The organism is Saccharothrix sp. NPDC042600 (genome assembly GCF_040647305.1).
In the GTDB taxonomy this organism is placed as follows: domain Bacteria; phylum Actinomycetota; class Actinomycetes; order Mycobacteriales; family Pseudonocardiaceae; genus Actinosynnema; species Actinosynnema mutabilis.
In genome coordinates this window covers 14409-35958 of the sequence record NZ_JBEZBW010000022.1, presented here as the reverse complement: position 1 = coordinate 35958, position 21550 = coordinate 14409, and the positions used below count along the sequence as shown (strand labels likewise).

28 protein-coding genes are annotated in these 21550 nt (G+C 71.8%); 7 read left to right on the top strand and 21 right to left on the bottom strand.

Features of this window, described 5'->3' with window-relative positions:
- The first annotated feature begins 19 nt into the window (after positions 1-19).
- Positions 20-892, top strand: a complete 873-nt coding sequence (locus AB0A74_RS16610) for a 1,4-dihydroxy-2-naphthoate polyprenyltransferase (protein WP_358250205.1) — start codon at positions 20-22, stop codon at positions 890-892.
- Between the two features lie 24 nt (positions 893-916).
- Here AB0A74_RS16610 and AB0A74_RS16605 read toward each other — a convergent pair whose 3' ends face one another.
- Positions 917-1312: a hypothetical protein gene (locus AB0A74_RS16605; RefSeq protein WP_358250303.1), complete on the bottom strand. Its 396-nt coding sequence runs from the start codon at positions 1310-1312 to the stop codon at positions 917-919.
- Between the two features lie 84 nt (positions 1313-1396).
- Positions 1397-2446, bottom strand: a complete 1050-nt coding sequence (locus tag AB0A74_RS16600; RefSeq protein ID WP_358250203.1) for a PLP-dependent cysteine synthase family protein — start codon at positions 2444-2446, stop codon at positions 1397-1399.
- A gap of 68 nt (positions 2447-2514) precedes the next feature.
- On the opposite strand from AB0A74_RS16600, the gene AB0A74_RS16595 reads away from it, so the two are divergent.
- From AB0A74_RS16595 to AB0A74_RS16585, 3 genes are read left to right on the top strand one after another with little or no spacing between them, the layout of a single operon-like run.
- Positions 2515-3507, top strand: coding sequence for an ADP-ribosylglycohydrolase family protein (locus AB0A74_RS16595; RefSeq protein ID WP_358250202.1), 993 nt, complete (start codon positions 2515-2517; stop codon positions 3505-3507).
- A gap of 33 nt (positions 3508-3540) precedes the next feature.
- Positions 3541-3861, top strand: coding sequence for a helix-turn-helix transcriptional regulator (locus tag AB0A74_RS16590; RefSeq protein WP_358250200.1), 321 nt, complete (start codon positions 3541-3543; stop codon positions 3859-3861).
- Positions 3858-4151: a hypothetical protein gene (locus AB0A74_RS16585; protein WP_358250198.1), complete on the top strand. Its 294-nt coding sequence runs from the start codon at positions 3858-3860 to the stop codon at positions 4149-4151. Before AB0A74_RS16590 ends, AB0A74_RS16585 begins: the two co-directional genes overlap by 4 nt.
- Before the next feature lie 14 nt (positions 4152-4165).
- Here the strand turns inward: AB0A74_RS16585 and AB0A74_RS16580 are convergent, their stop codons facing one another.
- Both AB0A74_RS16580 and AB0A74_RS16575 read right to left on the bottom strand, forming a co-directional pair.
- Positions 4166-4432 carry a DUF4229 domain-containing protein gene (locus AB0A74_RS16580; protein WP_358250196.1) on the bottom strand — a complete coding sequence of 89 codons (267 nt, stop codon included), beginning with the start codon at positions 4430-4432 and terminating at the stop codon, positions 4166-4168.
- Positions 4433-4443: 11 nt separating this feature from the next.
- Positions 4444-4905, bottom strand: coding sequence for an Lrp/AsnC family transcriptional regulator (locus tag AB0A74_RS16575; RefSeq protein WP_358250194.1), 462 nt, complete (start codon positions 4903-4905; stop codon positions 4444-4446).
- A 150-nt stretch (positions 4906-5055) separates the two neighbouring features.
- On the opposite strand from AB0A74_RS16575, the gene AB0A74_RS16570 reads away from it, so the two are divergent.
- A complete protein-coding gene (locus AB0A74_RS16570) occupies positions 5056-5274 on the top strand; it encodes a BldC family transcriptional regulator (protein WP_121224681.1) in 219 nt (72 codons plus the stop codon).
- A gap of 51 nt (positions 5275-5325) precedes the next feature.
- Positions 5326-5505 (top strand): hypothetical protein, encoded by a 180-nt coding sequence (locus tag AB0A74_RS16565; RefSeq protein ID WP_309116979.1) that lies wholly within the window; start codon positions 5326-5328, stop codon positions 5503-5505.
- Positions 5506-5554: 49 nt separating this feature from the next.
- Here AB0A74_RS16565 and AB0A74_RS16560 read toward each other — a convergent pair whose 3' ends face one another.
- From AB0A74_RS16560 to AB0A74_RS16545, 4 genes are all read right to left on the bottom strand, one after another.
- Entirely contained in the window at positions 5555-6877 is a 1323-nt protein-coding gene (locus AB0A74_RS16560) for an AAA family ATPase (protein WP_358250192.1), read from the bottom strand.
- 99 nt (positions 6878-6976) lie between these two features.
- The gene (gene ccsB / locus AB0A74_RS16555) at positions 6977-7915 is read right to left on the bottom strand and encodes a c-type cytochrome biogenesis protein CcsB (RefSeq protein ID WP_358250190.1); all 939 of its coding nucleotides are present in this window, start codon (positions 7913-7915) and stop codon (positions 6977-6979) included.
- Complete coding sequence (locus AB0A74_RS16550) at positions 7915-9402, bottom strand: cytochrome c biogenesis protein ResB (protein WP_358250301.1); 1488 nt, start codon at positions 9400-9402, stop codon at positions 7915-7917. Before AB0A74_RS16550 ends, ccsB begins: the two co-directional genes overlap by 1 nt.
- 50 nt (positions 9403-9452) lie before the next feature.
- Positions 9453-10229 (bottom strand): cytochrome c biogenesis CcdA family protein, encoded by a 777-nt coding sequence (locus AB0A74_RS16545; RefSeq protein ID WP_358250188.1) that lies wholly within the window; start codon positions 10227-10229, stop codon positions 9453-9455.
- A gap of 157 nt (positions 10230-10386) precedes the next feature.
- Here AB0A74_RS16545 and AB0A74_RS16540 point away from each other — a divergent pair, with 157 nt between their 5' ends.
- The gene (locus AB0A74_RS16540; RefSeq protein WP_358250186.1) at positions 10387-11343 is read left to right on the top strand and encodes a M64 family metallopeptidase; all 957 of its coding nucleotides are present in this window, start codon (positions 10387-10389) and stop codon (positions 11341-11343) included.
- 641 nt (positions 11344-11984) lie between these two features.
- Here the strand turns inward: AB0A74_RS16540 and AB0A74_RS16535 are convergent.
- The 13 genes from AB0A74_RS16535 to AB0A74_RS16475 all read right to left on the bottom strand — a co-directional run bounded on the left by AB0A74_RS16535 (position 11985) and on the right by AB0A74_RS16475 (position 21537).
- On the bottom strand, positions 11985-12551 hold the full coding sequence (locus tag AB0A74_RS16535; protein WP_358250184.1) for a TlpA disulfide reductase family protein: 567 nt from the start codon (positions 12549-12551) through the stop codon (positions 11985-11987).
- On the bottom strand, positions 12548-13177 hold the full coding sequence (locus AB0A74_RS16530; RefSeq protein ID WP_358250182.1) for a histidine phosphatase family protein: 630 nt from the start codon (positions 13175-13177) through the stop codon (positions 12548-12550). The genes AB0A74_RS16535 and AB0A74_RS16530 overlap by 4 nt, the downstream gene beginning before the upstream one ends.
- Positions 13174-14463 carry a glutamate-1-semialdehyde 2,1-aminomutase gene (gene hemL / locus AB0A74_RS16525; RefSeq protein WP_358250180.1) on the bottom strand — a complete coding sequence of 430 codons (1290 nt, stop codon included), beginning with the start codon at positions 14461-14463 and terminating at the stop codon, positions 13174-13176. Before hemL ends, AB0A74_RS16530 begins: the two co-directional genes overlap by 4 nt.
- A gap of 11 nt (positions 14464-14474) precedes the next feature.
- On the bottom strand, positions 14475-14774 hold the full coding sequence (locus tag AB0A74_RS16520; protein ID WP_358250178.1) for a hypothetical protein: 300 nt from the start codon (positions 14772-14774) through the stop codon (positions 14475-14477).
- A 14-nt stretch (positions 14775-14788) separates the two neighbouring features.
- Complete coding sequence (locus tag AB0A74_RS16515) at positions 14789-15226, bottom strand: DUF3093 family protein (RefSeq protein ID WP_358250177.1); 438 nt, start codon at positions 15224-15226, stop codon at positions 14789-14791.
- Positions 15226-15747, bottom strand: a complete 522-nt coding sequence (locus AB0A74_RS16510; protein ID WP_358250175.1) for a hypothetical protein — start codon at positions 15745-15747, stop codon at positions 15226-15228. The genes AB0A74_RS16515 and AB0A74_RS16510 overlap by 1 nt, the downstream gene beginning before the upstream one ends.
- Positions 15744-16496, bottom strand: a complete 753-nt coding sequence (locus AB0A74_RS16505; RefSeq protein WP_358250173.1) for a hypothetical protein — start codon at positions 16494-16496, stop codon at positions 15744-15746. The genes AB0A74_RS16510 and AB0A74_RS16505 overlap by 4 nt, the downstream gene beginning before the upstream one ends.
- 16 nt (positions 16497-16512) lie before the next feature.
- The gene (locus AB0A74_RS16500) at positions 16513-16914 is read right to left on the bottom strand and encodes a hypothetical protein (RefSeq protein ID WP_358250172.1); all 402 of its coding nucleotides are present in this window, start codon (positions 16912-16914) and stop codon (positions 16513-16515) included.
- On the bottom strand, positions 16911-17444 hold the full coding sequence (locus AB0A74_RS16495; RefSeq protein ID WP_358250170.1) for a hypothetical protein: 534 nt from the start codon (positions 17442-17444) through the stop codon (positions 16911-16913). The genes AB0A74_RS16500 and AB0A74_RS16495 overlap by 4 nt, the downstream gene beginning before the upstream one ends.
- 82 nt (positions 17445-17526) lie before the next feature.
- Positions 17527-18219 carry a hypothetical protein gene (locus AB0A74_RS16490; RefSeq protein ID WP_358250168.1) on the bottom strand — a complete coding sequence of 231 codons (693 nt, stop codon included), beginning with the start codon at positions 18217-18219 and terminating at the stop codon, positions 17527-17529.
- 257 nt (positions 18220-18476) lie between these two features.
- Positions 18477-18983 (bottom strand): hypothetical protein, encoded by a 507-nt coding sequence (locus tag AB0A74_RS16485; protein WP_358250166.1) that lies wholly within the window; start codon positions 18981-18983, stop codon positions 18477-18479.
- On the bottom strand, positions 18965-19942 hold the full coding sequence (hemB, locus tag AB0A74_RS16480) for a porphobilinogen synthase (protein ID WP_358250164.1): 978 nt from the start codon (positions 19940-19942) through the stop codon (positions 18965-18967). Before hemB ends, AB0A74_RS16485 begins: the two co-directional genes overlap by 19 nt.
- A gap of 62 nt (positions 19943-20004) precedes the next feature.
- On the bottom strand, positions 20005-21537 hold the full coding sequence (locus AB0A74_RS16475) for a bifunctional uroporphyrinogen-III C-methyltransferase/uroporphyrinogen-III synthase (RefSeq protein ID WP_358250163.1): 1533 nt from the start codon (positions 21535-21537) through the stop codon (positions 20005-20007).
- Positions 21538-21550: the final 13 nt, after the last annotated feature.

The following is a 21550-nucleotide window of genomic DNA, read 5'->3' as shown; positions in this document are numbered from 1 at the left end:
ATCACGGAGGATGGGCGGCATGGCCACCCTCGCCCAGTGGATCTCGGGGACCCGTCCCCGCACCCTGCCGAACTCCATCGCGCCCGTCCTGGTGGGCGCGGGCGCGGCGCACCACATCAACGGGTTCGACCCGACGTACTCGGTGCTCGCCCTGGTCGTCGCCGTCGCCCTCCAGGTCGGCGTGAACTACGCGAACGACTACTCCGACGGCATCCGCGGCACCGACGCGAACCGGGTCGGCCCGTTCCGCCTGGTCGGCTCCGGCGCGGCGAACCCCCGGGCCGTGCGGACGGCGGCGTTCGCGGCGCTGGGCGTCGCGGCCGTCGCGGGCCTGGTGCTGGTCGTGCTCAGCGGCCGGTGGTGGCTGGTCGCGTTCGGCGCGGTGTGCATCGCGGCGGCGTGGTTCTACACCGGCGGGCGCAAGCCGTACGGGTACTCGGGGCTCGGCGAACTGGCCGTGTTCGTGTTCTTCGGCCCGGCGGCCGTGCTGGGCACGCTGTACGTGCAGACCGGCGAGGTCACCGGCATCGGCATCGGCGGCGCGATCGCGATGGGCTGCTTCTCCACCGGCGTGATGATCGCGAACAGCCTGCGCGACATCCCGACCGACCTGCAGGCGGGCAAGCGGACCCTGGCGAGCACGTTGGGCGACCGGGACTCCCGCCGCCTCTACCTGGCGCTGGTGACCGTGCCGTTCCTGCTCACGCTGGCGATCGGCCTGCGGGTCCCGCTCGCCCTGCTGGGCCTGCTCGCGCTGCCGCTGGTCTTCCTCGGCGCGCGCCGGGTGGCCAAGGGCGCCAAGGGCCGCGACCTGATCCCGGTCCTGCAGACCACCGGCCTGGCGATGCTGGTCTGGGGCCTGGTCACCGCCGTGACCCTGGCGCTGGACTGACCCGCGGGCCCGTGTCGCACGGGCCTACCAGGCGTCCTCGGTGAACGTGCCGGGGAGTTCGTCGTCGTCGCGCGGTCGGGGTTTGGGGGGTTCCACGCGGATCTCCTCGCCCCGGCACAGCGCGGCCAGTCGTTCGCGGTCGGCTTCCAGGGCGGCGCGCACGCCGCGGTCGTGGGCCGCCTCGCCCACCAGGACCTGGCGCCAGCTCAGGTGGCCGCCGGCGATGCGGCGTTGCAGCGCCTGCAGTTCCGGTGACGCCTCGTTCGACTTGGCGAACGCCATCACGCGGCGCACGTCCTCCGCCGAGGGTTCGCGGGCCGGGTAGCGCAGCTTGGCCGCCTCCCGCATCGCCTGTTCGGCGGCGGCGACGGACCGGCCCAGCACCTCCTCGGCCGTCATCACCTCGGCGGTCCGCCACATGCTCACGGAGAACCCCTTCCCGACAGACCGATCCACGCTGCGACGCACGCCGCCCCGCCCGCGTTCCCTCGAACCCGCACTTTTCTAGGCCGACCACGTCCCGGTCGAGCGGAACCGGGTCAGCGTCGCCAGGTGCGGCGCCAGGTCCAGGCCCTGCGCGGCGACCCACTCGTCGTCGTAGTAGGTGTTGGCGTACCGCTCGCCGCCGTCGCACAGCAGGGTGACCACGCTGCCGCGCAGGCGCGACGCCCGCATCTCGGCGATGAGCTGGAACGCGCCCCACAGGTTCGTGCCGGTGGACCCGCCCACGCGCCGCCCGAGGACCTCCTCGACGTGCCGGATGGTGGCGATCGACGCCGCGTCCGGCACCTTGATCATCCGGTCGATGACCTGGCCGACGAACGACGGTTCGACGCGCGGCCGGCCGATGCCCTCGATGCGCGACCCGCGCGAGCCGACCCGGGTGGGGTCGCCGTCGCACCAGGCGTCGAAGAACACCGAGTGCTCGGGGTCCACGACGGCCAGCCGGGTGTGCAGCTTCTTGTAGTGGATGTACCGGCCGACGGTGGCGCTGGTGCCGCCGGTGCCCGCGCCGACCACGACCCACTCGGGTTCGGGCGCGGCTTCCAGCGCCATCTGCTGGAAGATCGACTCGGCGATGTTGTTGTTGCCGCGCCAGTCCGTGGCCCGCTCGGCGTGGGTGAACTGGTCCATGAAGTGCCCGCCGAGCTCGGCGGCGAGCCGGCGGGACTCGTCGTAGATGGCGCCGGGTTCGTCGACGAAGTGGCACTGGCCGCCCTGCCGCTCGATCAGCGCCACCTTCTCCCCGCTGGTGGAGCGGGGCATGACGGCGATGAACGGCAGTCCGAGCAGGCGCGCGAAGTACGCCTCGGACACGGCCGTGGAGCCGGAGGACGCCTCGATCACCGGGGTGCCGCCGACGACCCAGCCGTTGCAGATGGCGTAGAGGAACAGCGACCGGGCGAGGCGGTGCTTGAGCGAGCCGGTGGGGTGGGTGGACTCGTCCTTGAGGTAGAGGTCGATGCCCCATTCGAGTGGAAGGGGGAAGTGCAGCAGGTGGGTGTCGGCGCTGCGGTTGGCGTCCGCCTCGATGATCGAGACTGCCTCGCACACCCATTCCCTGGTCCGGGAGCTACATCGGTCTACGGAAGTGGTCACGCCGGCACGATAACTTCTGCGGCGTGACCACACGTGGGAGCGGGACGCTGCGGGGCTGCCTGCTCGCGGGCGCCGTGGGCGACGCCTTGGGCGCCGCGATCGAGTTCGACCGGATCGACCGCGTGCGCGGCCGGTTCGGTCCGTCGGGCCTGACCGACTACGCGCCGGCCTACGGGCGGCTGGGCGCGATCACGGACGACACCCAGATGACGCTGTTCACCCTGGAGGGCCTGGTCCTCGCGAAGCGCCGGGGCAGCGACCCGGTGCACGAGGTGCGGGTGGCCTACGGGCGGTGGCTGCGCACCCAGGGCGGTCCGGAGGTGGCGCACGACGGGTGGCTGCTGGACGTGCCGGAGCTGCACGAGCTGCGCGCGCCGGGCAACACGTGCCTGACGGCGCTGCGGTCGGGCCGGCTCGGCACGGTCGAGTCGCCGATCAACGACTCCAAGGGCTGCGGCGCGGTGATGCGCGCGGCCCCGGTGGCGTGGTGGTCCGACGACCCGGGCGAGGTGTTCGCGCTGGCCACGGCGACGGGCGCGCTGACCCACGGCCACCCGAGCGGCTACCTGTCGGCCGGGGTGCTGGCGGTGGTGGTGCAGCGGTTGCGGCTGGGCGCGGCGCTGCCCGAGGCGGTGGACGTGGCGCGGGAGGAGCTGACCCGCTGGGACGGTCACGAGGAGCAGTTGGCCCTGCTGGACCTGGCCGTGGAGATGGCGGCGCGGGGCGTGCGCCCGACGCCGGAGGTGGTCGAGACGACGCTGGGCGGCGGCTGGGTCGGCGAGGAGGCCCTGGCGATCGGCCTGCTGGCCGCCCTCACGGCCCGGTCCCCGGCCGACGGCCTGCTGCTGGCGGTGAACCACTCGGGCGACAGCGACTCGACCGGCGCGATCTGCGGCAACCTGCTCGGCACGCGGGACGGGGCCGACGACGTGCCGGAGCACTGGTTGGCGGACCTGGAACTGGCGGACGTGATCACGCGCCTGGCCGACGAGGCGGCCGAGCTGTTCGAACGTTGACCGGGCTTGATCTACATAGGTAGGATTAGAGTCGTGGAGCCGTTGACGCGGGTGGGTCGGGCGACGGTGGACGTGCTCGCCGTTCTCCTCGACAGCGACCGCCCGCGGTGGGGGCTGGAGATCATCAAGGTGACCGGCCGGCCGTCCGGCAGCGTCTACCCGCTGCTCGACCGGCTCGAACGGGCGGGGTGGGTCTCGTCCGAGTGGGACGACGACCCCGAGCGGCGCGGGCCGCGCCGGCGCGCCTACCGGCTCACCGCCGACGGGGCGCGGGAGGCCGCCAAGGTGGTCGCCCGGCGGACCGCCAGAGCGAAGAGGGCTTTGCCGAACACCGGACCGGAGGCCGCGCGATGACCCGTCTCGCCCTGCTCGTCGTGACCTGTGCCGTCGCGTTGCTGGCCCGCCACCAGCGGGACCGCTACCGCGAGCAGTGGCGCGCGGACGTGCTCGGGGCGACCGAGGCGGGGTTGTCGCCGCTGGGGGTGGCGGTCGGCGCGCTCCGGATCGCGAACGTGCGCAAGGCCGTCCTGCCGATCGGGGTCCTGGCCCTCGGGCTGCGGCTGCGGGAGAGCACGCGGTTCTCCGCGGCGCTCGCCGTCCTGGTGTTGGCCAACCTCGGCGGGATGTTCCTGCTGGTCGTCTAGGCGGTGCAGCCGGCCTAGCCCTCGGCGGCCTCGCCGCGCAGCTGGGCGCGCAGCTTCTCGCGCTCGGCCCGCCGCGCCGCCTGCTTCTCCTCCAGGCCCTGCGCCACCCGCGTGCGCAGGCCCTTGAACAGGAACAGCGACAGCGGCAGCGCCACGACCACGCCCACGGCCAGGGCGACCAACAGCGGCACGTTGAGCAGGACCAGGACCGCCGTGACCGCGGCGACCATGCCCAGCCGCGCGCAGACGTACAGCGTCACATCACGACCCAGGTGTTGCACGGTTACCCAGGCTACGCGCCGCCGTCGGCGGCCGCGGTGTTGGGACGGCCCTCGAAGCGCGTGGACAGCACCACCGTGGTCCGCGTGCGCGCCACGCCGGGGATGCGGCGCAGCCTGCCCAGCGAGCGCTCCAGGTCGTCCACGGTGGCCACCCGGACCTTCACGATGAACGACTCGTCGCCCGCCACCCGGTAGCACGACTCGACCTCGACCAGCTCGCCCAGCGCCAGGGCCAGCTCGTCGTCGTCCGCGGTGTCGGTGGGGTGGATGCCGATCAGCGCCGTCACCCCCAGGCCGACCGCGCTGGGGTCCACCACGGCGTGGTAGCCGACGATGACCCCGGTGGCCTCCAGCTTGCCGACCCGCTCGTGCACGGCGGAGGCGGACAGGCCGACCTTGCGCCCCAGGTCGGCGTAGGTGGCCCGGCCGTTCTCGCGGAGGGCGGCGATGATCTGGCGATCAAGTGCGTCCACCGGGCCTAGCGTAGGGGTAGCGGCACCGATGTCCGAACCGCCCACTTCGTCCCTTACTACCTCTTTACCATCACCCAAGTGTTCGAGTACCCGAAGGCCGGGATGCCACGATGCGTCCGGTAGGTCTGATCGGCATCGGGGAGGAAGACCGTGACCGTCACGCAGGGACACCAGGGGGAACGGCTGCTCACGCCGGGTGAGGTGGCCAGTCTGTTCCGCGTCGACCCCAAGACCGTCACCCGGTGGGCGACCGCCGGCCGCATCGGCTCCATCCGCACCCCGGGCGGTCACCGCCGGTTCCGGGAGTCCGAGGTCCAGGCCCTGCTCTCGCAGTTGACCACCGAGGCGACCGAACCGGTGCGGCACTGAGTCCGTTCACCTCATGACACGGGTAACCTCGTGGCGAAGGAGGTGGCGACCATGCTCTACGTGCTCGCGCTCATCGGTGCGCTCACCATCGCCGTGCTGCTGTGGCGCGCGTTCGGGCCGGATCGGGTCGACTCCGCCCCCAGCCGCCGTGTGATCGCGCCGGACGACGACCCGGAGTTCTTGCGCAAGCTGGGCGAGCAGGCGAAGAAGAAGCGTCCGGAAGAAGAGTGACCGCACGTCGAAGAGGGGCCTCCCGGGCGGGAGGCCCCTCTTCGGGTGCTCAGGTGACCTTGTTGGGGAAGTCGTCGGCCACGGTCGCGGCCAGCTCCAGGAGGGCCAGGCGGGTCTCCGGGCCGAGCTTGTCCAGCTCGATCTCCGCGCCCTCCTCCAGGTGCGCGTCGAACGGGATGCGCACCACGGCCCGGCAGCGCTGCGCGAAGTGCGCGGCGAGCTTGTCCAAGTCCACCTTGCCCGACCCCGGCCGCACCGAGTTGATCACGGCGACGGACTTGGCCACCAGGTCCCGGTAGCCGTGGGCCTCCAGCCAGTCCAGGGTCGCCGCCGAGGTCTGCGCGCCGTCCACCGAGCCCGACGACACCAGCACCAGCGAGTCGGCCTGGTCCAGCACGCCCTTCATCGCCGAGTGCATCAGGCCGGTGCCGCAGTCGGTGAGGACGATGTTGTAGAAGAGTTCGAGCAGCGCGACCGTGCGCAGGTAGTCCTGGTCGCTGAACGCCTCCGACACGGCCGGGTCCTGCTCGGAGGCGAGGATCTCCAGCCGGCTGGGCGACTGCGAGGTGTAGGCGCGGACGTCGCTGTACTTGGTGATGCGGGCCGCGTCGCGCAGGAGGTGCCGCACGGTCGCGGTGGTCTCCCGGGGCACCTTCAAGGCGAGCGTGCCGCGGTCGGGGTTGGCGTCCACGGCGATCACCCGGTCACCGCGCAACGACGAGAACGTCGAACCGAGCGTGGTGGTCGTGGTGGTCTTGCCGACGCCGCCCTTGAGGCTCAGCATCGCGATCTTGTAGCACCCGCGCAGCGGCTGGTTGATCCGCGCGATCAGCTCGCGCCGCCGCACGTCCGCCGGGCTCTCGCCCAGGTTGACCAGCCCGCCGGTCACCGAGTGCACGGTCTTGCGCCAGCCGGACTGCGGCGGCCGCTTCGCGCGCTTGATCAGCTGCTGCGACGACACCTCGTGCGCCGTGGCCTGCTGGGCGCGCTGCGGCGGCTGGAGTGGCTGCTGGGGCTGGACGCTCTGCGGGAAGTTGTTCGGGAACGGCCCTTGGAACTGGTGCGGCCCCGACTGCCCGGCGACCTGGTACGGCCCGGACTGGTTGCCTACCTGGTACGGCCCGGACTGGTTCCCGACCTGGTACGGCCCGCTCTGGTTGCCGACCTGGTACGGACCCGACTGGTTCCCGACCTGGTAGGACCCGGACGGCGTGCCCTGGGCGGGGTCGAGGTAGACGGTGGTGGGATCGACGTAGTGGGCGCCCGAACCCTCGACCTGGTAACCACCGGACTGGTTCGGGTTGGGCTGCTGCCCTTCCGCGCCCGACGGCGGCTGCCACGACGACTCAGGACTCTCGTAGCGACCGGTCACCGCTGGGGTCCTCCCTGCGCAAAGCGGATCGAGCCTCCCCCGACCTCACGGTTCGACGGTAGTCGGCCCCCAGCGGTTCCACGACACTGGGTACGCCGGTCAGCCGACACCCGCGTAAGAGTGCAATCCAGTCGTGACCAGGTTGATGAAGAACAGGTTGAACACGTTGAGCGCGAAGCCCAGCGCGTTGATCCACGCCGCGGGACGGCCGCGCCAGCCGGCGGTCGCGCGGGCGTGCAGGTAGGCCGCGTAGACCACCCAGCACACGAACGCGACGGTCTCCTTGGGGTCCCAGCCCCAGAACCGGCCCCACGCCGCCTCGGCCCAGATCGCGCCGCAGATGATGCCGATGGTGAACAGCGGGAACGAGAACACCGTGCTGCGGTAGGCGACCCGGTCCAGCACGTCGGCGTCGGGCAGCTTCGCGAACCGCGCCCGGCCGGAGGACTTCAGCAGGTACAGCACGCTGGTCACGCCGGGCACGAGCAGGATGCCGCTGGACACCGAGATCACCGACACGTGCACCACGAGCCAGTACGACTGCAACGCCGGCTGCACGGGCGCGGCCTCGGCGTACAGCACCGTGCCGCCCAGGAACATCAGGACGACCACCGGCACCAGCACGAACCCGCCGAGCTTGCGCACCGGGAACGCGCGCATCAGCACCAGCCACGTCGCCACGGCCGCGAACGTCAGCAGCGAGCCGTACTCGTACATGTTGCCCCACGGCGCGCGCTCGGTCGCGAAACCGCGCAGCACCAGGGAGGTCAGTTGGAGCAGCGCGCCCAGCACGGTCAGGGCGACGCCCATGCGGCCGAGCTTCTCGGCGCGGGACCGCTCCTGCTTCACCACCAGGCCCGGCGTCCACGTGCCGTCCTCGGCGGTGCCGGCCACCTTCGCCGCGCCGACCAGCTCACGCGCCTTGGTGCGCCCGAAGGCCGCCTCGCACAGGTAGAACACGGCCGCGACGAAGTACACGGAGACGGCCGCACCGTAGGTCCAGTCGCTGTAGGTGGACAGCGTCTCGTTGACCGGCATCACTTCTCCTCCTCCAGCAGGTCACGCGCGAGCGAGCCGAACTCCTCGCCGTACCCGGCCTGGTCGGTGCGCGCGAGCCCGCCGACCTCGACAACCGTACGCCCGTCCGCCGCCGGGACCGCCCGGACCCAGACGCGGCGGCGCTTCACGCTCAGCGACACGCCCAGACCCAGGATCACCAGCACCGAGAACGCCAGCACCCACACCTGCGTGGGGTCGTGCGACACCTGGAGCGACACCCAGTCCTTGACGCCCTCGAACCGGACGACCGTGCCGTCGTCGAGGGTCAGCTCCTCGCCCTGGCGCAGGTTCTGGCGGGCGACCCTGGTCAGCTTGCCGTCCCGCACCTGCTGCTCGTCGATGGAGAAGATCGACTGGCCGCGGCCGGAGTCGGTGCCCAGGTCGCCCCGGTAGACGTCGATCGCCACCGCCGGGTCGCGCGCCTCGGGGAACACCGAGTCCAGCAGCTCGCCGCGGAACCCGGCGGTCGGCGCGAGCAGACCGGTGATGGCGAGCTGGTTCCGGCGCCGCTGCTCGGTGTCGGTGACGCCGGGCGGGTCGAACTTCGTCGCGCCCTCGGAGGCGAGGGTGACCTCGTTGACCGGCCGCCACTGGGTGGTGCCGGTGCGGACCTCGCCGTTGGGGAACCGGACGGTGAAGATCGGGGTGTAGCCGTGGCCGAGGAGGTAGACGCGGTCGCCGGCGGTGCGCAGCGGGCTGTTGACCTCCAGCGGGTACGGCCGCCACGTGCCGGTCCGCAGGTCCTCGCCGGACTGGTAGTCGATGTCCGCGCGGAAGCTCTGCGCCTGCCCGTTGTGCAGGTAGGTGGCGTGGAAGTCGTTGACCCGCACGCAGAACGGGGACAGCTGGGTGCCGTCGACGCGCAGGCCGGGCCGGAAGCTGTCGAAGTTGAACACGCCGGAGTTGCAGAACTGGCCGCCCTTGGACTGGACGATCACCTGCCCCTCGTAGCCGACCATCTTGCCCAGCGCGAACGCGACCAGCAGGCCCAGCAGGGAGAAGTGGAAGACGAGGTTGCCGGTCTCGCGCAGGTAGCCGCGCTCGGCGCTGACGCTGCGCGCGCCGTCGGCCTCCTCGCGCTCGACCAGCCGCCACCCCCTCAACCGCGCCTTCGCCGACGCCATCACGGCTTCCGGGCTCGCGGACAGCTCGGCGGTCGCGTGGTGCGGCAGGCGGGACAGGTTGCGCGGGGTCAGCACGGGCTTGGCCCGCATCTGATTGAAGTACTCCCACGTGCGCGGCAGCAGGCAGCCGACCAGCGACACGAACAGCAGCACGTAGACCGCGGAGAACCAGTAGCTGGCGTAGACGTCGTAGAACTGCAGGCGGTCGAGGAACCGGCCCCACCAGCCGTTCTCGGCGATGTACTCGGCGACCTTCTGCGCGTTGAGCGAGCGCTGCGGCAGCAACGCGCCCGGCATCGCCCCCAGCGCCAACAGGAACAGCAGCGTCAACGCCGTGCGCATCGCGGTGAGACCGCGCCACGTGTTGCGCAGGAAGGCCAGGAACGCTTTCACTACAACGGCAGTTCCACGTCGCTGACCACGGCGTCCCGCAGCCAGAACACGAAATCGCCCCACAGCCCGGTGACCAGCGCCACGCCGACCGCGATCAGCAGCACCCCGCCGAACACCTGCACCTGCCGGACGTGGCCGCGCAGCCACCCGGTCACCCGCACCGCCCACCGCGCGCCCAGCGCGATCAGGATGAACGGCAACCCGAGCCCGATGCAGTAGGCCAGCACCAGCACCACCCCGCGCCCGGTGGCCGACCCGACCTCGGTGCCGCGCGCGAGGGCGAGCACCCCGGACAGCGTGGGCCCGACGCACGGCGTCCACCCGAGCGCGAACACCCCGCCCAGCAACGGCGCGCCGATCAACCCGCCGCGCGGGGTGCGGTGCAGCCGGATGTCCTTCTGGAGCGCGGGCACCAGTCCGATGAAGACCAGTCCCATCGCGATGGTGACGACACCGCCGACGCGCTGGAGCGTGTCGGCGTTGAAGTAGAGGGCGTCGCTCAACCCGAGCACCACGAACGAGGTGAGCGCGAACACGACCGTGAACCCGAGCACGAACAACCCGGCCGCACCCGCGACCCGCCACCGCCCGGCCTTGCGCCCTTCCCCGTCCGCCACCGCCGGCGCCTCGGCACCCACCAGCCCGGCCAGGTAGGCCAGGTACCCGGGCACCAGCGGCACCACGCAGGGGGACGCGAACGAGATCGCCCCGGCCAGCACCGCCACGCCCGTGGCCAGCACCAACGGGCCGGAGATGGCGAGGTCGGTGGGGTTCACGCCAACCAGGGTAGGGAGCCCCCACGACCTCCCGCCCACCGGCTGCCCTTAGTGATGACCCCCGTCACGCCGATAGGGGCTTTTCCCCGTTCCCCTATCGGTTAAACCCGTCTTTCCACCCTTGTGAGTGAGTGACCTGCTTCATAGCGTCACGACCATGCGAGTTCACCGGCTCACCCTGCCCGTGCTGGCCGTCGCACTGGTCGTCGTCACCGCCCCCGCCCCCGGCGGCGCGGCGCAGTCCCCCGTGGAGTGGCGGGAGGTGTTCTCGCCGGACGGGAGCATCACCCAGGTCGCCGTCCCGAGGGCCCTGGAGACCAGAGCCGAGCCCGCGCAGGTGGCCGCGGACGTGGTGGCGATCCAGGAGACCGGCGCGCCCGACCAGCGCTTCGACCTGGTCTTCGTCGGCGACGGGTACACGCAGGGCGACCTGGCGACCTACCACGACCACGTGGTGAGCAAGTGGACGGAACTGTCGGCGGTCGAGCCGTTCAAGTCCTACAAGCAGTACTTCAACGTCTGGCAGGTCAACGTCGTCTCCCCGGAGTCGGGAGTGGACAACGACCCCACCCTGGGCACGAACCGCGACACGGCACTGGACATGGGCTTCTGGTGCCAGGGCCGGGACGTCAACACCGAACGCCTCCTGTGCGTCAACCAGACGAAGGCGGGCCAGTTCGGAGCCCTTGCCCCACAAGCCGACCAGGTCATCGCCCTCGGCAACACCACCAAGTACGGCGGCGCGGGCGGCGGCATCGCCACCGCGGCCGGCGCGAACGACCAGGCCGGCCAGATCGCGGTGCACGAACTCGGCCACTCCATCGGCGGCCTGGCCGACGAGTACGACTACCCGTACGACAGGTACACGGGCGGCGAGCCGACCGAACCCAACGCGACCACCGACCCGACCGGCGCGAAGTGGTCGAAGCACACCGGCCAACCGTCCCCGGACGGCGGCACGGTAGGCGCGTACGAAGGCAGCCGCTACTACCGCTACGGCCTCTACCGCCCGACGGAGAACTCGATCATGCGCACCCTGGGCCGCGAGTTCAACCTGATCGGCCGAGAAGCCATGATCAACGCCTTCAAAGCAAAAATCCCCGACCTGAACTGACAACACAGACCAACCGGCGCGAAGCGCCGAGCGGGCAGTCCACCGGAGAGGACACAACCCAAGCCGGGCTTCTTGCTTGTGTCATCTCCGTATGGCCCGCCCGAAGGGCTACCACATTTTCCCGGGGTTGGGCCAAAAAGTTTTGCGAGGAACGAGCAAAAGTTTTTGGCCCAACCCCGGGAAAATGTGGTTGGCTTTGCCGGGTCATGCGGAGATGACACAAGCAAGAAGCCCCCGCTTGCGCAGTTGTGTCATCTTTGGTGGCTCGCCCGCCGGCGAGGCTCTTTTACGCTTTGAACTCACGCTGTTGCTAATCAAATCCACGCTTCGCGGGTCTAAACGCAACGCGCTCCGCGCTGACCCGGGATGAACGCGCTTCGCGCTTGGAAGCGCTGGCGCGCTCTAAAGACAAAAGCGGCCGGGAGGCCTCCAGTGGGGGGAAGGGCCTGCGTGTTCCCCACCGCATGACCTGGCGGAGCCGACCACACTTTTCGGGGGTCGGTCGAAAAACTTTTTGCTCGTTCCTCGCAAAAACTTTTTGGCCCGACCCCCAAAAAGTGTGGTAGCCCTTCGGGCAGGTCATACGGTGGGGAACACGAAGGCCCCTTGTGGCTGGGAGCCCGATCCAAAAACAGGTGCCGCTACTCGGCGGCCAGTTCCTTGACGATCGGCGTGATGTCCGAGGCGATCACCCCGACCAGGAACACCGCCGCCACCCGGTGCTGCTTGTCCAGCACGAACGTCGACGGCACGGCATTGGGCGGCAGGCCCTTGAACACCAGGATCGATCGGCCCGACTCGTCGTAGATCGACGGGTAGGACAGCTGCCGGTTGGCCAGGAAGTCGCGGGGTCCGTCCGGGGAGCTTTCCTTCACCGCCACGCCGAGCACCTGGACGACGTCCGCCCCCAGCTCGTCCTGCACCTTCTGCAGTTCCGGGGCCTCCGTCCGGCAGGGCGGGCACCACGATCCCCAGATGTTGACCACCACGACCTTGCCCGCGTAGTCGTCCAGGCTGACCGTCTTGGCGGCGTCCCGCACGTCCGGGCCGCTCAGCCCCCGCACGACCTTCCGGTCGTCCGCGTCGTAGCGGATGCGGACCTGGCCGGCCGGGGCCACCAGCTGGAAGTCCGAGCCGGCGACCACCGCGTCGTCGCCGGTCGAGCAGCCCGTCAGCACCAGCAACGCGACCAGGAGCAAGCGCCTCATGCCCCGGTCACCCTCGGGTTCGTCGCGCCCACCGGCTCGGTGTAGACGACCTTGACCAGTTCCTCGCCCTCGAACACCAGGCTCGTCAGGGACGCCAGGGAGCACTCCCGCCGGCGCGGGTCGTGCCACATGCGCTTGCCCTCCAGGAACCTCCGCAAGGTCCAGATCGGCAACTGGTGGGACACGCAGACCGCCTCGTGACCCTCCGCCGCCAGGCGTGCCCGTTGCACGGCGCCCAGCATCCGGTGCGCGATCTCCAGGTACGGCTCGCCCCACGACGGGCGGAACGGGTTGACCAGCTTGGGCCAGTGCTTCGGGGACCTCAGGGCGCCGTCACCGACCGCGACCTTCAGGCCCTCGAACTGGTTGTCCGCCTCGATCAGCCGGTCGTCGGTCGCCAGCTCCAACCGGTGCGAGTCGGCGATCGGGGCGGCGGTCTGCTGTGCACGGTCCAAAGGGGACGCCACGACGTGCGCGATGTCGTGGTCCCGCAAGTGCTCCGCCACGGTCAGGGCCTGCTTCTGGCCCCGTTCGGACAGCTTGAAGCCGGGCAGGCGGCCGTAGAGGATGCCGGTCGGGTTGTGCACCTCGCCGTGCCGGAGCAGGTGGACGACGGTGCGGCTCACTGCTTGGCCTCCGCTGCCGCGCGGGCGGCGTGGGGCAGGGCTTCCGCGATCACCGCGAAGTCCTCCTCGGTCATGGCGGCGTTGACGAACCACGCCTCGAACGCGCTGGGCGGCGGGTAGACGCCGCGTTCCAGCAGGGCGTGGAAGAACGGGGGGAAGCGCCAGGTCTGGGCGGCCTGGGCGCCGGCGTAGTCGGTGACCTCGTCCTCGGTGAAGAAGACGCTCACCAGGTTCCCGGCGAACTGCACGCGGTGCGCGACGCCGGCCTCGGTCAGCGCGGCGGTGAACAGCGCGCCGAGGCGGGTGGCGTTGGCGTCCAGCTTCAGGTACACCTCGTCGGTCGCCGCGCGCAGCGTGGCGAGGCCCGCCGCCACCGCGACGGGGTTCCCGGACAGCGTCCCGGCCTGGTACACCGGCCCGGACGGGGCGAGCCGCTGCATGATCTCGGTCCGACCGCCGAACGCCGCCGCGGGCAGGCCGCCGGACATGACCTTGCCGAACGTGTAGAGGTCGCCGGGCACGTTCTCCAGCCCGAACCAGCCCGCGCGCGACACGCGGAACCCGGTCATCACCTCGTCCATCACCAGCAGCGCGCCGTGCGCGTGGCACAGCTCCAGCAGCTCGGCGTTGTGCTTGGGCGCGACCGCGCCCATGTTGCCCGCCGCCGCCTCGGTGATCACGCAGGCGATCTCGTCCGGGTTCTCCGCGAACGCCGCCCGCACGGCCTCGATGTCGTTGTACGGCAGCACGATGGTGTCGGCGGCCTGCGCGCCGGTGACGCCCGGCGACGTCGGCAGGCCCAGCGTGGCCACGCCGGACCCGGCCTGGGCGAGCAGCGCGTCCACGTGCCCGTGGTAGCAGCCCGCGAACTTCACCACCTTGCGCCGGCCGGTGTAGCCGCGGGCCAGGCGGATGGCGCTCATCGTCGCCTCGGTGCCGGAGTTGACCAGCCGCACCTGGTTGACCGGCGCGACCCGGTCGATGATCTCCTCGGCCAGCTCGATCTCGCCCTCGGTGGGCGTGCCGAACGACAGGCCGTGGACGGCCGCCGAGCGCACCGCGTCCACCACCGCGGGGTGGGCGTGGCCGAGGATCATGGGGCCCCACGAGGAGACCAGGTCGACGTACTTGTTGCCGTCGGCGTCCCACAGGTGCGGGCCCTCGCCGCGCACCATGAACCGGGGCGTGCCGCCCACCGAGTGGAAGGCCCGGACCGGCGAGTTGACGCCACCGGGGACAACCGCCGCCGCGCGCTCGAACAGCGCCTGGGATCGCGTCGAAGTCACGCCCCCCAGTCTCACACGTCCGGCGGATCGACCTGCTTCCGACCACGGGCACGGACCGCGAGCACCACCTGGCGGCCCGCGTCCAGCAGCAGCACGCCGGCCAGCGTGGCCAGGCCGATCGCCGCTCCGATCCAGTTGCCGAGGTACCGCGTGGACTCCAGGGGCGCGCCGTCGGCCACCGGGTAGCTGTAGCGCAGAACACCCCGGTTCCAGCACCACACGACCGCGAACGCGAGCGCCACCACCGCGACCACCTCGACGCCGGCGACGATCGCGCGCTTGGGCTGGTGCAGCCCGGGAACAGTCGTCACGGTGCGCAAGCCTCTCACGTCCGGTGCGACAGCAGGCGGTGGACGGCCCCGCGCAGCGCGTCGGGGTCGCGCGCCCACGCGGTGACCACGGTCCCGTCGGCGAGGCGGACGGGCACCTCGGTGGTGCCGCGCGGCACGCTCCACCCGCCGCCGAGCACCTTGGCGCCCGCGCGCGGCTCGACGCCCTCGACCTCGGCGATGTCGCGGACCGGCAGCTCCTCCTGGCCCAGGCGCAGCGCCACGGGCGTGAGCCGCACCCCGTAGACGCGCCGCCGCCCGGCCACCCACAGCGCGGCGCTGCACGTCAGCACGAACCCGACGACCGCCCACAGCGCGAACCACACGCCGCCGGTGACCGCCTCGACCAGCACGCCGACCAGCACGAACACCGGTCCCCACAGCAGCGGCCACCAGGACGCGCCGGGCTCGGAGTACAGGACGGGCTGCTCCACTAGCCCAGGTTCCCCGCGAACCAGTGCCGGGTGCCCGGCAGGAAGCTGACCACGGCCGCGACCGCGGGCAGCACGAGCCGCGCCACGATGACCACCCACGACAACGGCTCGTCCAGGTCGTCCCGGGCCGCGACCAGGGCCGCCGCCAACGCCAGGACGCCGATGACCAGCGACCCGCCGCACAACGCCATCCGGGCGTAGTAGCTGCCGCCGAAGAACGCGATCGCGCCCCACAGGCCCGCGAAGAACAGGCACCCCGACACGAACAGCGACATGATCGGGCCGAAGCCCTCGAACGTGCCCTCCTCGACGCCGATCCGGACGATCGAGCCCAGCGGCCAGGCCAGCGCGGCGAACAGCCACAACCCGAACCCGAGGACGACCACCCCGGGTCGCTGGACCCGGGTGGTGTGCTGGTCCACGCCGCGCATGGCGGGGAACCCGTGCTCGACCGGCGCGGCCTGCGGGTACTGCCGCGGGTCCCAGGGCTGGTGCCCCGGTCCGGCGGGCGGCTGGGTCATCGGGTGCTCACCGCTCTCACGTAGGCGTTGACCGGCGGGACGAACATCGCCACTATGCCCAGCAGCACGGCCGCGAGGAACAAAAGTGCCCAGACCGTGCCCACGAGCCAGTTCACGTACGGCACCGCGCTGGTCGAGAACGCCGCGAGCATGGCCAGCCCGAACACCACCCCGGCCGCGCCGAGCACCGCGAGCAGCACGCGCGGCCAGTTCCGCCCGCCGCGCAGCTTGATCGCCGCGACGACGTACGGGACGGCGAGCACGGCGAAGCCCAGCACGAAGAACATCGGCGTCAGCTGGGCGACGATCTCGGACTCGGCCCGCGTCATCGGCTCGACCTCGGCCTGGGACTCCTCGTACAGCTCGTTGGCCAGCACGTCCGAGGACACGAAGAACATCCCGGGCAGCGCGAGCACCACCAGCACGGTCGCCACCAGCCAGCTCCACGACGACACCAGCAGCGCGACCGGCCGTTCCAGCACCGACATGTGCACCGCGCTCGCCGACACGTACGGGTGCGCGACCGGCAGTCCGTAGGCGGGGGCCGCGTACGGGTCCGGGGCGGCGTACGGGTTGGTCGCCGCGTACGGGTTGTCGGCCGCGTACGGGTTGTCGGCCGCGTACGGGTTGCCGGTCGGCTCGGGCGCAGCCGGCATCGGGCCGGGGAAGCCGTAGCCGGTGGTCGGCTCGGGCTCGCCGGGCAGCCGGACGTGGTGGAACGGCGAGGCGAACGGGTCGGGCTCGGGCATGGTCGGCTCCGGGGGGCTAGTGCTGCCCCACCCACTCTGCCGTACCGCGCAGCCAGGTGAGCGCGGTTCCGACCGCGATGAGCAGCACCACCACCAGGTTCGCGCTCGCCGAGCCGGACAGCAGCAGCCACAGCACGTGCAGCAGGGCCACGCCGGTCAGCGCGCGCCGGGCCCAGCCCCGGCCCAGCCGCAGCATCCGCCCGAACGCCACGTACCCGGCCCCGAACACCACCGCGACCGCCGTGAGCTGCACCAACAGCGTCGTCACCGCGCCGGTGTCGAAGCCCTCCCGCGCCGCCGCGTCCTCCAGCGCCGCGCGCCGCACCCACAGGTAGGCGACGTTGACGACGCCGAACACGGCCAGCGCGTACCAGACCGCCACCGCGGCCCGGGCGGTCCCGGGCGGCTGGTCGCTCACCGGTTCCGCTTCACCGCGTCGAAGTAGGCCTTCGCGCCGGGCAGGTACAGCAGCACCACGCCGGCCACGCTGATCAGCGCGATGAGCAGGCCCCACGGCGACGGCCCGAACAGCACGAACAGCAGGACGACCGCCGTCAGCACGGCGAGCACGACCCGCGCCCAGCCCTTGCCCGCCCGCGCCTGGAACGCGAAGAGGACGAACAGCCCGGCCATCACCGCGCTGGCGATGATCGCGAGCATCCAACTGGCGGTGACGGCGGCGTCGAACGCCTCGGGCGTGAGGTCCCGGGCCTCGGGCGTCTGCCGCACGGCCTCGACGAACTGGTCCCGCTGCGCCACCGCGACCACCGCGCTGACCACGAACATCGCCCCGACCGCGAGCCACAGGAAGAACGAGATCCGCACCTCGTTGGGCAGCGGCGGCCGAGCGGCGACCGCGGCGCCGGACAGCTCGGACTCGCTCAACGGCGGCGGCGGGGGAACGTGCGGCGCAGGCCTGCCCTCGTCGGGGTCCTCGGGGGTCGTCACGATTAAGAACGCTAGAACCACGAAAGGTCGCTGTCCACCGCGACAGGCGGTGGACAACGACCTTGTGACCGGGCGGCTGGGGTCAGCTCGCCTTGAAGTAGTGGTTGGCGTCCGGCTTGAACATGAACACCAGCGCGCCGATGATCAGCGCCAGCTGGATGATGTTGAACAGGCCCTGGATGACGCCGAAGATGCCGAGGCTGAACAGCAGGCCGATGCCGATCAGGCCGATCAGGCCGAACAGGATGCCCAGGCCACCCAGGATGGTGAGGGTGATGCGCGCCCAGTTCTGGCCGTTGCGCATCTGGAAGACCACGGCGATCCACACGGCGAACAGGATCAGGCTGAAGATGGCGCCGCCGTAGGACGGCTCGACCGCCGCCGCCGACGTGTCGAAGCCCGCGTCGCGCAGCGGCTTGAGGGCCGCCTCCGCCGCTTCCTTCGCCGTGATGAAGCTGAAGATCGAGGACAGGATGCCGAGGCCCGCGCTGATCATGAAGAGCAGGAACGCGGTGTCCACGGACTTGGGGCGCGGCGGCCGGTGCATCTCGTGCGGGGCCAGCGGCGGCGCGGCCGGCGGGTAGCCGGGCTGCTGCGGGTACCCGCCGGGCTGCTGGGGGTGCCCGCCCTGCTGGGGGTAGCCGCCCTGCTGCGGGTAGCCACCCTGCTGGGGGTGCCCGCCCTGCTGCGGGTAACCGCCCTGCTGGGGGTACCCACCCGGCTGCTGCGGGCCGCCCGGCCCACCCTGGCCGTACGGGTTCTGAGGAGTGGTCATGCGCGGACCGTAGAAGCATGTGCGCGTCCCGTCGACCTGAAATCACAATCCGTTAGCTACCCGTGGTGCAACACCGCTGACGGAACGCTGTGATCCGGAGGTCCCCCGAACTGTCGAACCAGACATTTCCGCCGGCGGCCCCGAGTGCAGGGACAACGGCCCGGATCCGGCGGCCGGCACCCACGGGAGGTCCGCCGCGGACCGGCCCGCGAGTGCGCCACGTCACCCCGGGCCGGTGGCCGGAACCTGCCGCGCGGTCAGCTCGGTTGGAGCCTGGCCTTGGGGGCGGTGAAGTGCGAGGACACCGACGGCAGGTACATCAGGACCAGCGCGACGCAGTCCAACACCATCGTGATGACGCCGAACACGACGTCCTCCGGCCGGATGGCCAGCTGGAACGCCGCCGCCAACCCCGACGCCACGGCGACCAGCCGCACCACGCCGAAGAACACGCCGGCCGCGCCGAACACGGTCAGCACGATCCGCGCCCAGTTGCGGCCCTGCGCCATGCGGTTGGCCAGCAACGCGTAGACCAGCACCAACAGCCCGCCCAGGAGCAGGCCGAACATGACGCCGCCGCTGGCCGCCGCGTCCAGCTCGTCCTGCGACAGCGTGGGCTGCTGCTTGCGCAGCTCGCCGATCAGCATCTCCCGGTCGGCCAACTGCACCAGGAACCGGCCGAGGCCGACGACGGCGCTGCCGATCCACAACCACCGCGCGATGTCGACCAGCCGCGGCGGCGGGGTCACTCCCGGTCGAGCCACCGTGCCGCCTCCACCGCCCAGTAGGTGAGCACGATGTCCGCGCCCGCGCGGCGGATCGACGTCAGCGTCTCCAGCACGGTGCGCTCGCGGTCGATCCAGCCGTTGCGGGCGGCGGCCTCGACCATCGCGTACTCGCCGGAGATCTGGTACGCCGCCACCGGCACGGTCGAGACCTGCGCGACGGCCGCCAGCACGTCCAGGTACGGCAGGGCGGGCTTCACCATGACCATGTCGGCGCCCTCGGCCAGGTCCAGCTCGACCTCGCGCAGCGCCTCGCGGGCGTTGGCCGGGTCCTGCTGGTAAGTCTTGCGGTCGCCGGAGAGCTGCGACTCCACCGCGTCCCGGAACGGCCCGTAGAGCGCGGAGGCGTACTTGGCGGAGTAGGCGAGGATGCCGGTGTCGGTGAACCCGGCCTCGTCCAGCGCGGACCGGATGGACCCGATCTGGCCGTCCATCATGCCGCTGGGGCCGACGACGTGGGCGCCGGCGCGGGCCTGGGCGACGGCCATCTCGCCGTAGACCTCCAGCGTGGCGTCGTTGTCGACCTCGCCGGTGGGGGTGAGCACGCCGCAGTGGCCGTGGTCGGTGAACTCGTCCAGGCAGCAGTCCGACATCAGCACGGTGGCGTCGCCCAGCTCCGAGCGCAGGTCGCGCAGGGCGGCGTTGAGGATGCCGTCGGGGTCGGTCGCGCCGGAGCCGACGGCGTCGCGCGTCGCGGGGACGCCGAACAGCATGATGCCGCCGACCCCCGCCTGGACGGCCTCGACGGCGGCTTTGCGCAGCGACTCGCGGGTGTGCTGGACGACGCCCGGCATGGACGCGATCTCGGCCGGGGCGTCCGCGCCCTCCTTGACGAACATCGGCAGCACGAACTGGCGCGGGCGCACGGTGGTCTCGGAGACCAGGCGGCGCATCGCCGGCGTGGTGCGCAGGCGGCGCGGGCGGTGGGCGGGGAACACGGGTGGCACTCCCTACGAAACGCGGTCGGGGCCACCGTTGAGTGGCCCCGACCGATTGCTGTTTACGAGCGGCGCAGGCGCTTGGTCTTGCGAGGAGGCGGCAAAGCCCCTTCGGCACGCAGTCGGGCCGCGTGCTGGGCCAAGGCGTCGACCAGGGCCGGCACGTTGGCGTCCTCGGGCTGCACGTCCACCCTGAGACCGAACTCGCGCGCGGTCTCCGCCGTCTGCGGGCCGATGCACGCCACCAGCGTCCGGGCGTGCGGCTTGCCCGCGATGCCGACCAGGTTCCGCACGGTGGACGACGAGGTGAAGCACACCGCGTCGAACCCGCCGGACTTGATCATCTCGCGGGTGTCGGCGGGCGGCGGGGCGGCGCGGACGGTCCGGTAGGCCGTCACGTCGTCGATCTCCCAGCCGCGCTCGCGCAGGCCCGCCGCGAGGGTCTCGGTGGCGATGTCGGCCCGGGGCAGCAGCACGCGGTCCACCGGGTCGAGGATGTCGTCGTAGGGCGGGAAGTCGGCCAGCAGGCCCTCGGAGGACTGCTCGCCGGAGGGCACCAGCTCGGGGATGATCCCGAACGAGCGCACCTTGGCCGCCGTGGACTCGCCCACGCACGCGATCTTCACGCCGGAGAACGCCCGAGCGTCCAGGCCGAACTCGCGGAACTTCTCCCACACGGCGCGCACGGCGTTGGTCGAGGTGAACACCACCCACTGGTAGCGGCCGTCGACCAGGCCCTTGACCGAGCGCTCCATCTGCGCGGGCGAGCGGGGCGGCTCGACCGAGATGGTCGGCACCTCCACCGGGATCGCGCCGTGCGAGTGCAGCCGGTCGCTCATCGCGCCCGCCTGCTCCTTGGTGCGCGGCACCAGCACCCGCCAGCCGTACAGGGCGCGCGACTCCCACCAGGACAGCTTCGAGCGGTTCGCGACGGCCGCGCCGACGGTCACCACCAGCGGTCCGCCCAGGTCGCCGGCGTCGGCGGCGAGCGAGGCCAGCGTGGTGTCCACGGTGCGCTGGCCGAAGCCGGTGCCGTCCGCGGTCACCGCGACCGGGGTCTGCGGGGCCAGGCCGTGCTCGACCAGCGAGGACGCGGCCTCGGCGAGGTGGCTGCCGGTGGCGTGCAGCACGAGCGTGCCGGGCGCGGCGGCCAGGCTCGCCCAGTCGGTGACGCCCCGGACGTCGGCCTCGGTGTGCACGGCGCCCTGCGCCACGCCCGCGTACGCGGGCACCGCCGTGCCCGCCGGGACGCCCGGCACCACGTCGAACGCGATGGTGGTCTTCGAGACGGCGTGCGCCTCCTTGACCACGGAGTCCAGCGTCAGCGGGTCGCCCGCCACCAGCCGGACCACGGCGTGGCCGTTCTTCGCCTCGGCGACCAGGTCCTTCGCCACGTCGGCCGGGTCGCCGACCGCCGGGCGGGTCTCGACGCCGTCCGGTACGAGGGCGACCACCTCGGACGGCACGTCCGGGTCCGTCACCACCAGCTCGGCCTTGGCGAGCAGGTCACGGGCACGGACCGTGAGCAGGCCGGTGTCGCCGGGGCCGGAACCCACGAAGGCGACGCGGCCAGGGGTCTTGCGTGCGCGGGTCATCAGGGCACTCCCC

Coding starts and splice junctions, on each gene's coding strand:
- AB0A74_RS16610 (WP_358250205.1), top strand. CDS start 20: ATGGCCACCCTCGCCCAGTGGATCTCGGGGACCCGTCCCCGCACCCTG.
- AB0A74_RS16605 (WP_358250303.1), bottom strand. CDS start 1,312: ATGTGGCGGACCGCCGAGGTGATGACGGCCGAGGAGGTGCTGGGCCGG.
- AB0A74_RS16585 (WP_358250198.1), top strand. CDS start 3,858: ATGACCCGTCTCGCCCTGCTCGTCGTGACCTGTGCCGTCGCGTTGCTG.
- AB0A74_RS16565 (WP_309116979.1), top strand. CDS start 5,326: ATGCTCTACGTGCTCGCGCTCATCGGTGCGCTCACCATCGCCGTGCTG.
- ccsB (WP_358250190.1), bottom strand. CDS start 7,915: ATGCCGGTCAACGAGACGCTGTCCACCTACAGCGACTGGACCTACGGT.
- AB0A74_RS16550 (WP_358250301.1), bottom strand. CDS start 9,402: ATGCGCACGGCGTTGACGCTGCTGTTCCTGTTGGCGCTGGGGGCGATG.
- AB0A74_RS16540 (WP_358250186.1), top strand. CDS start 10,387: ATGCGAGTTCACCGGCTCACCCTGCCCGTGCTGGCCGTCGCACTGGTC.
- AB0A74_RS16535 (WP_358250184.1), bottom strand. CDS start 12,551: ATGAGGCGCTTGCTCCTGGTCGCGTTGCTGGTGCTGACGGGCTGCTCG.
- AB0A74_RS16510 (WP_358250175.1), bottom strand. CDS start 15,747: ATGACCCAGCCGCCCGCCGGACCGGGGCACCAGCCCTGGGACCCGCGG.
- AB0A74_RS16505 (WP_358250173.1), bottom strand. CDS start 16,496: ATGCCCGAGCCCGACCCGTTCGCCTCGCCGTTCCACCACGTCCGGCTG.
- AB0A74_RS16490 (WP_358250168.1), bottom strand. CDS start 18,219: ATGACCACTCCTCAGAACCCGTACGGCCAGGGTGGGCCGGGCGGCCCG.
- AB0A74_RS16475 (WP_358250163.1), bottom strand. CDS start 21,537: ATGACCCGCGCACGCAAGACCCCTGGCCGCGTCGCCTTCGTGGGTTCC.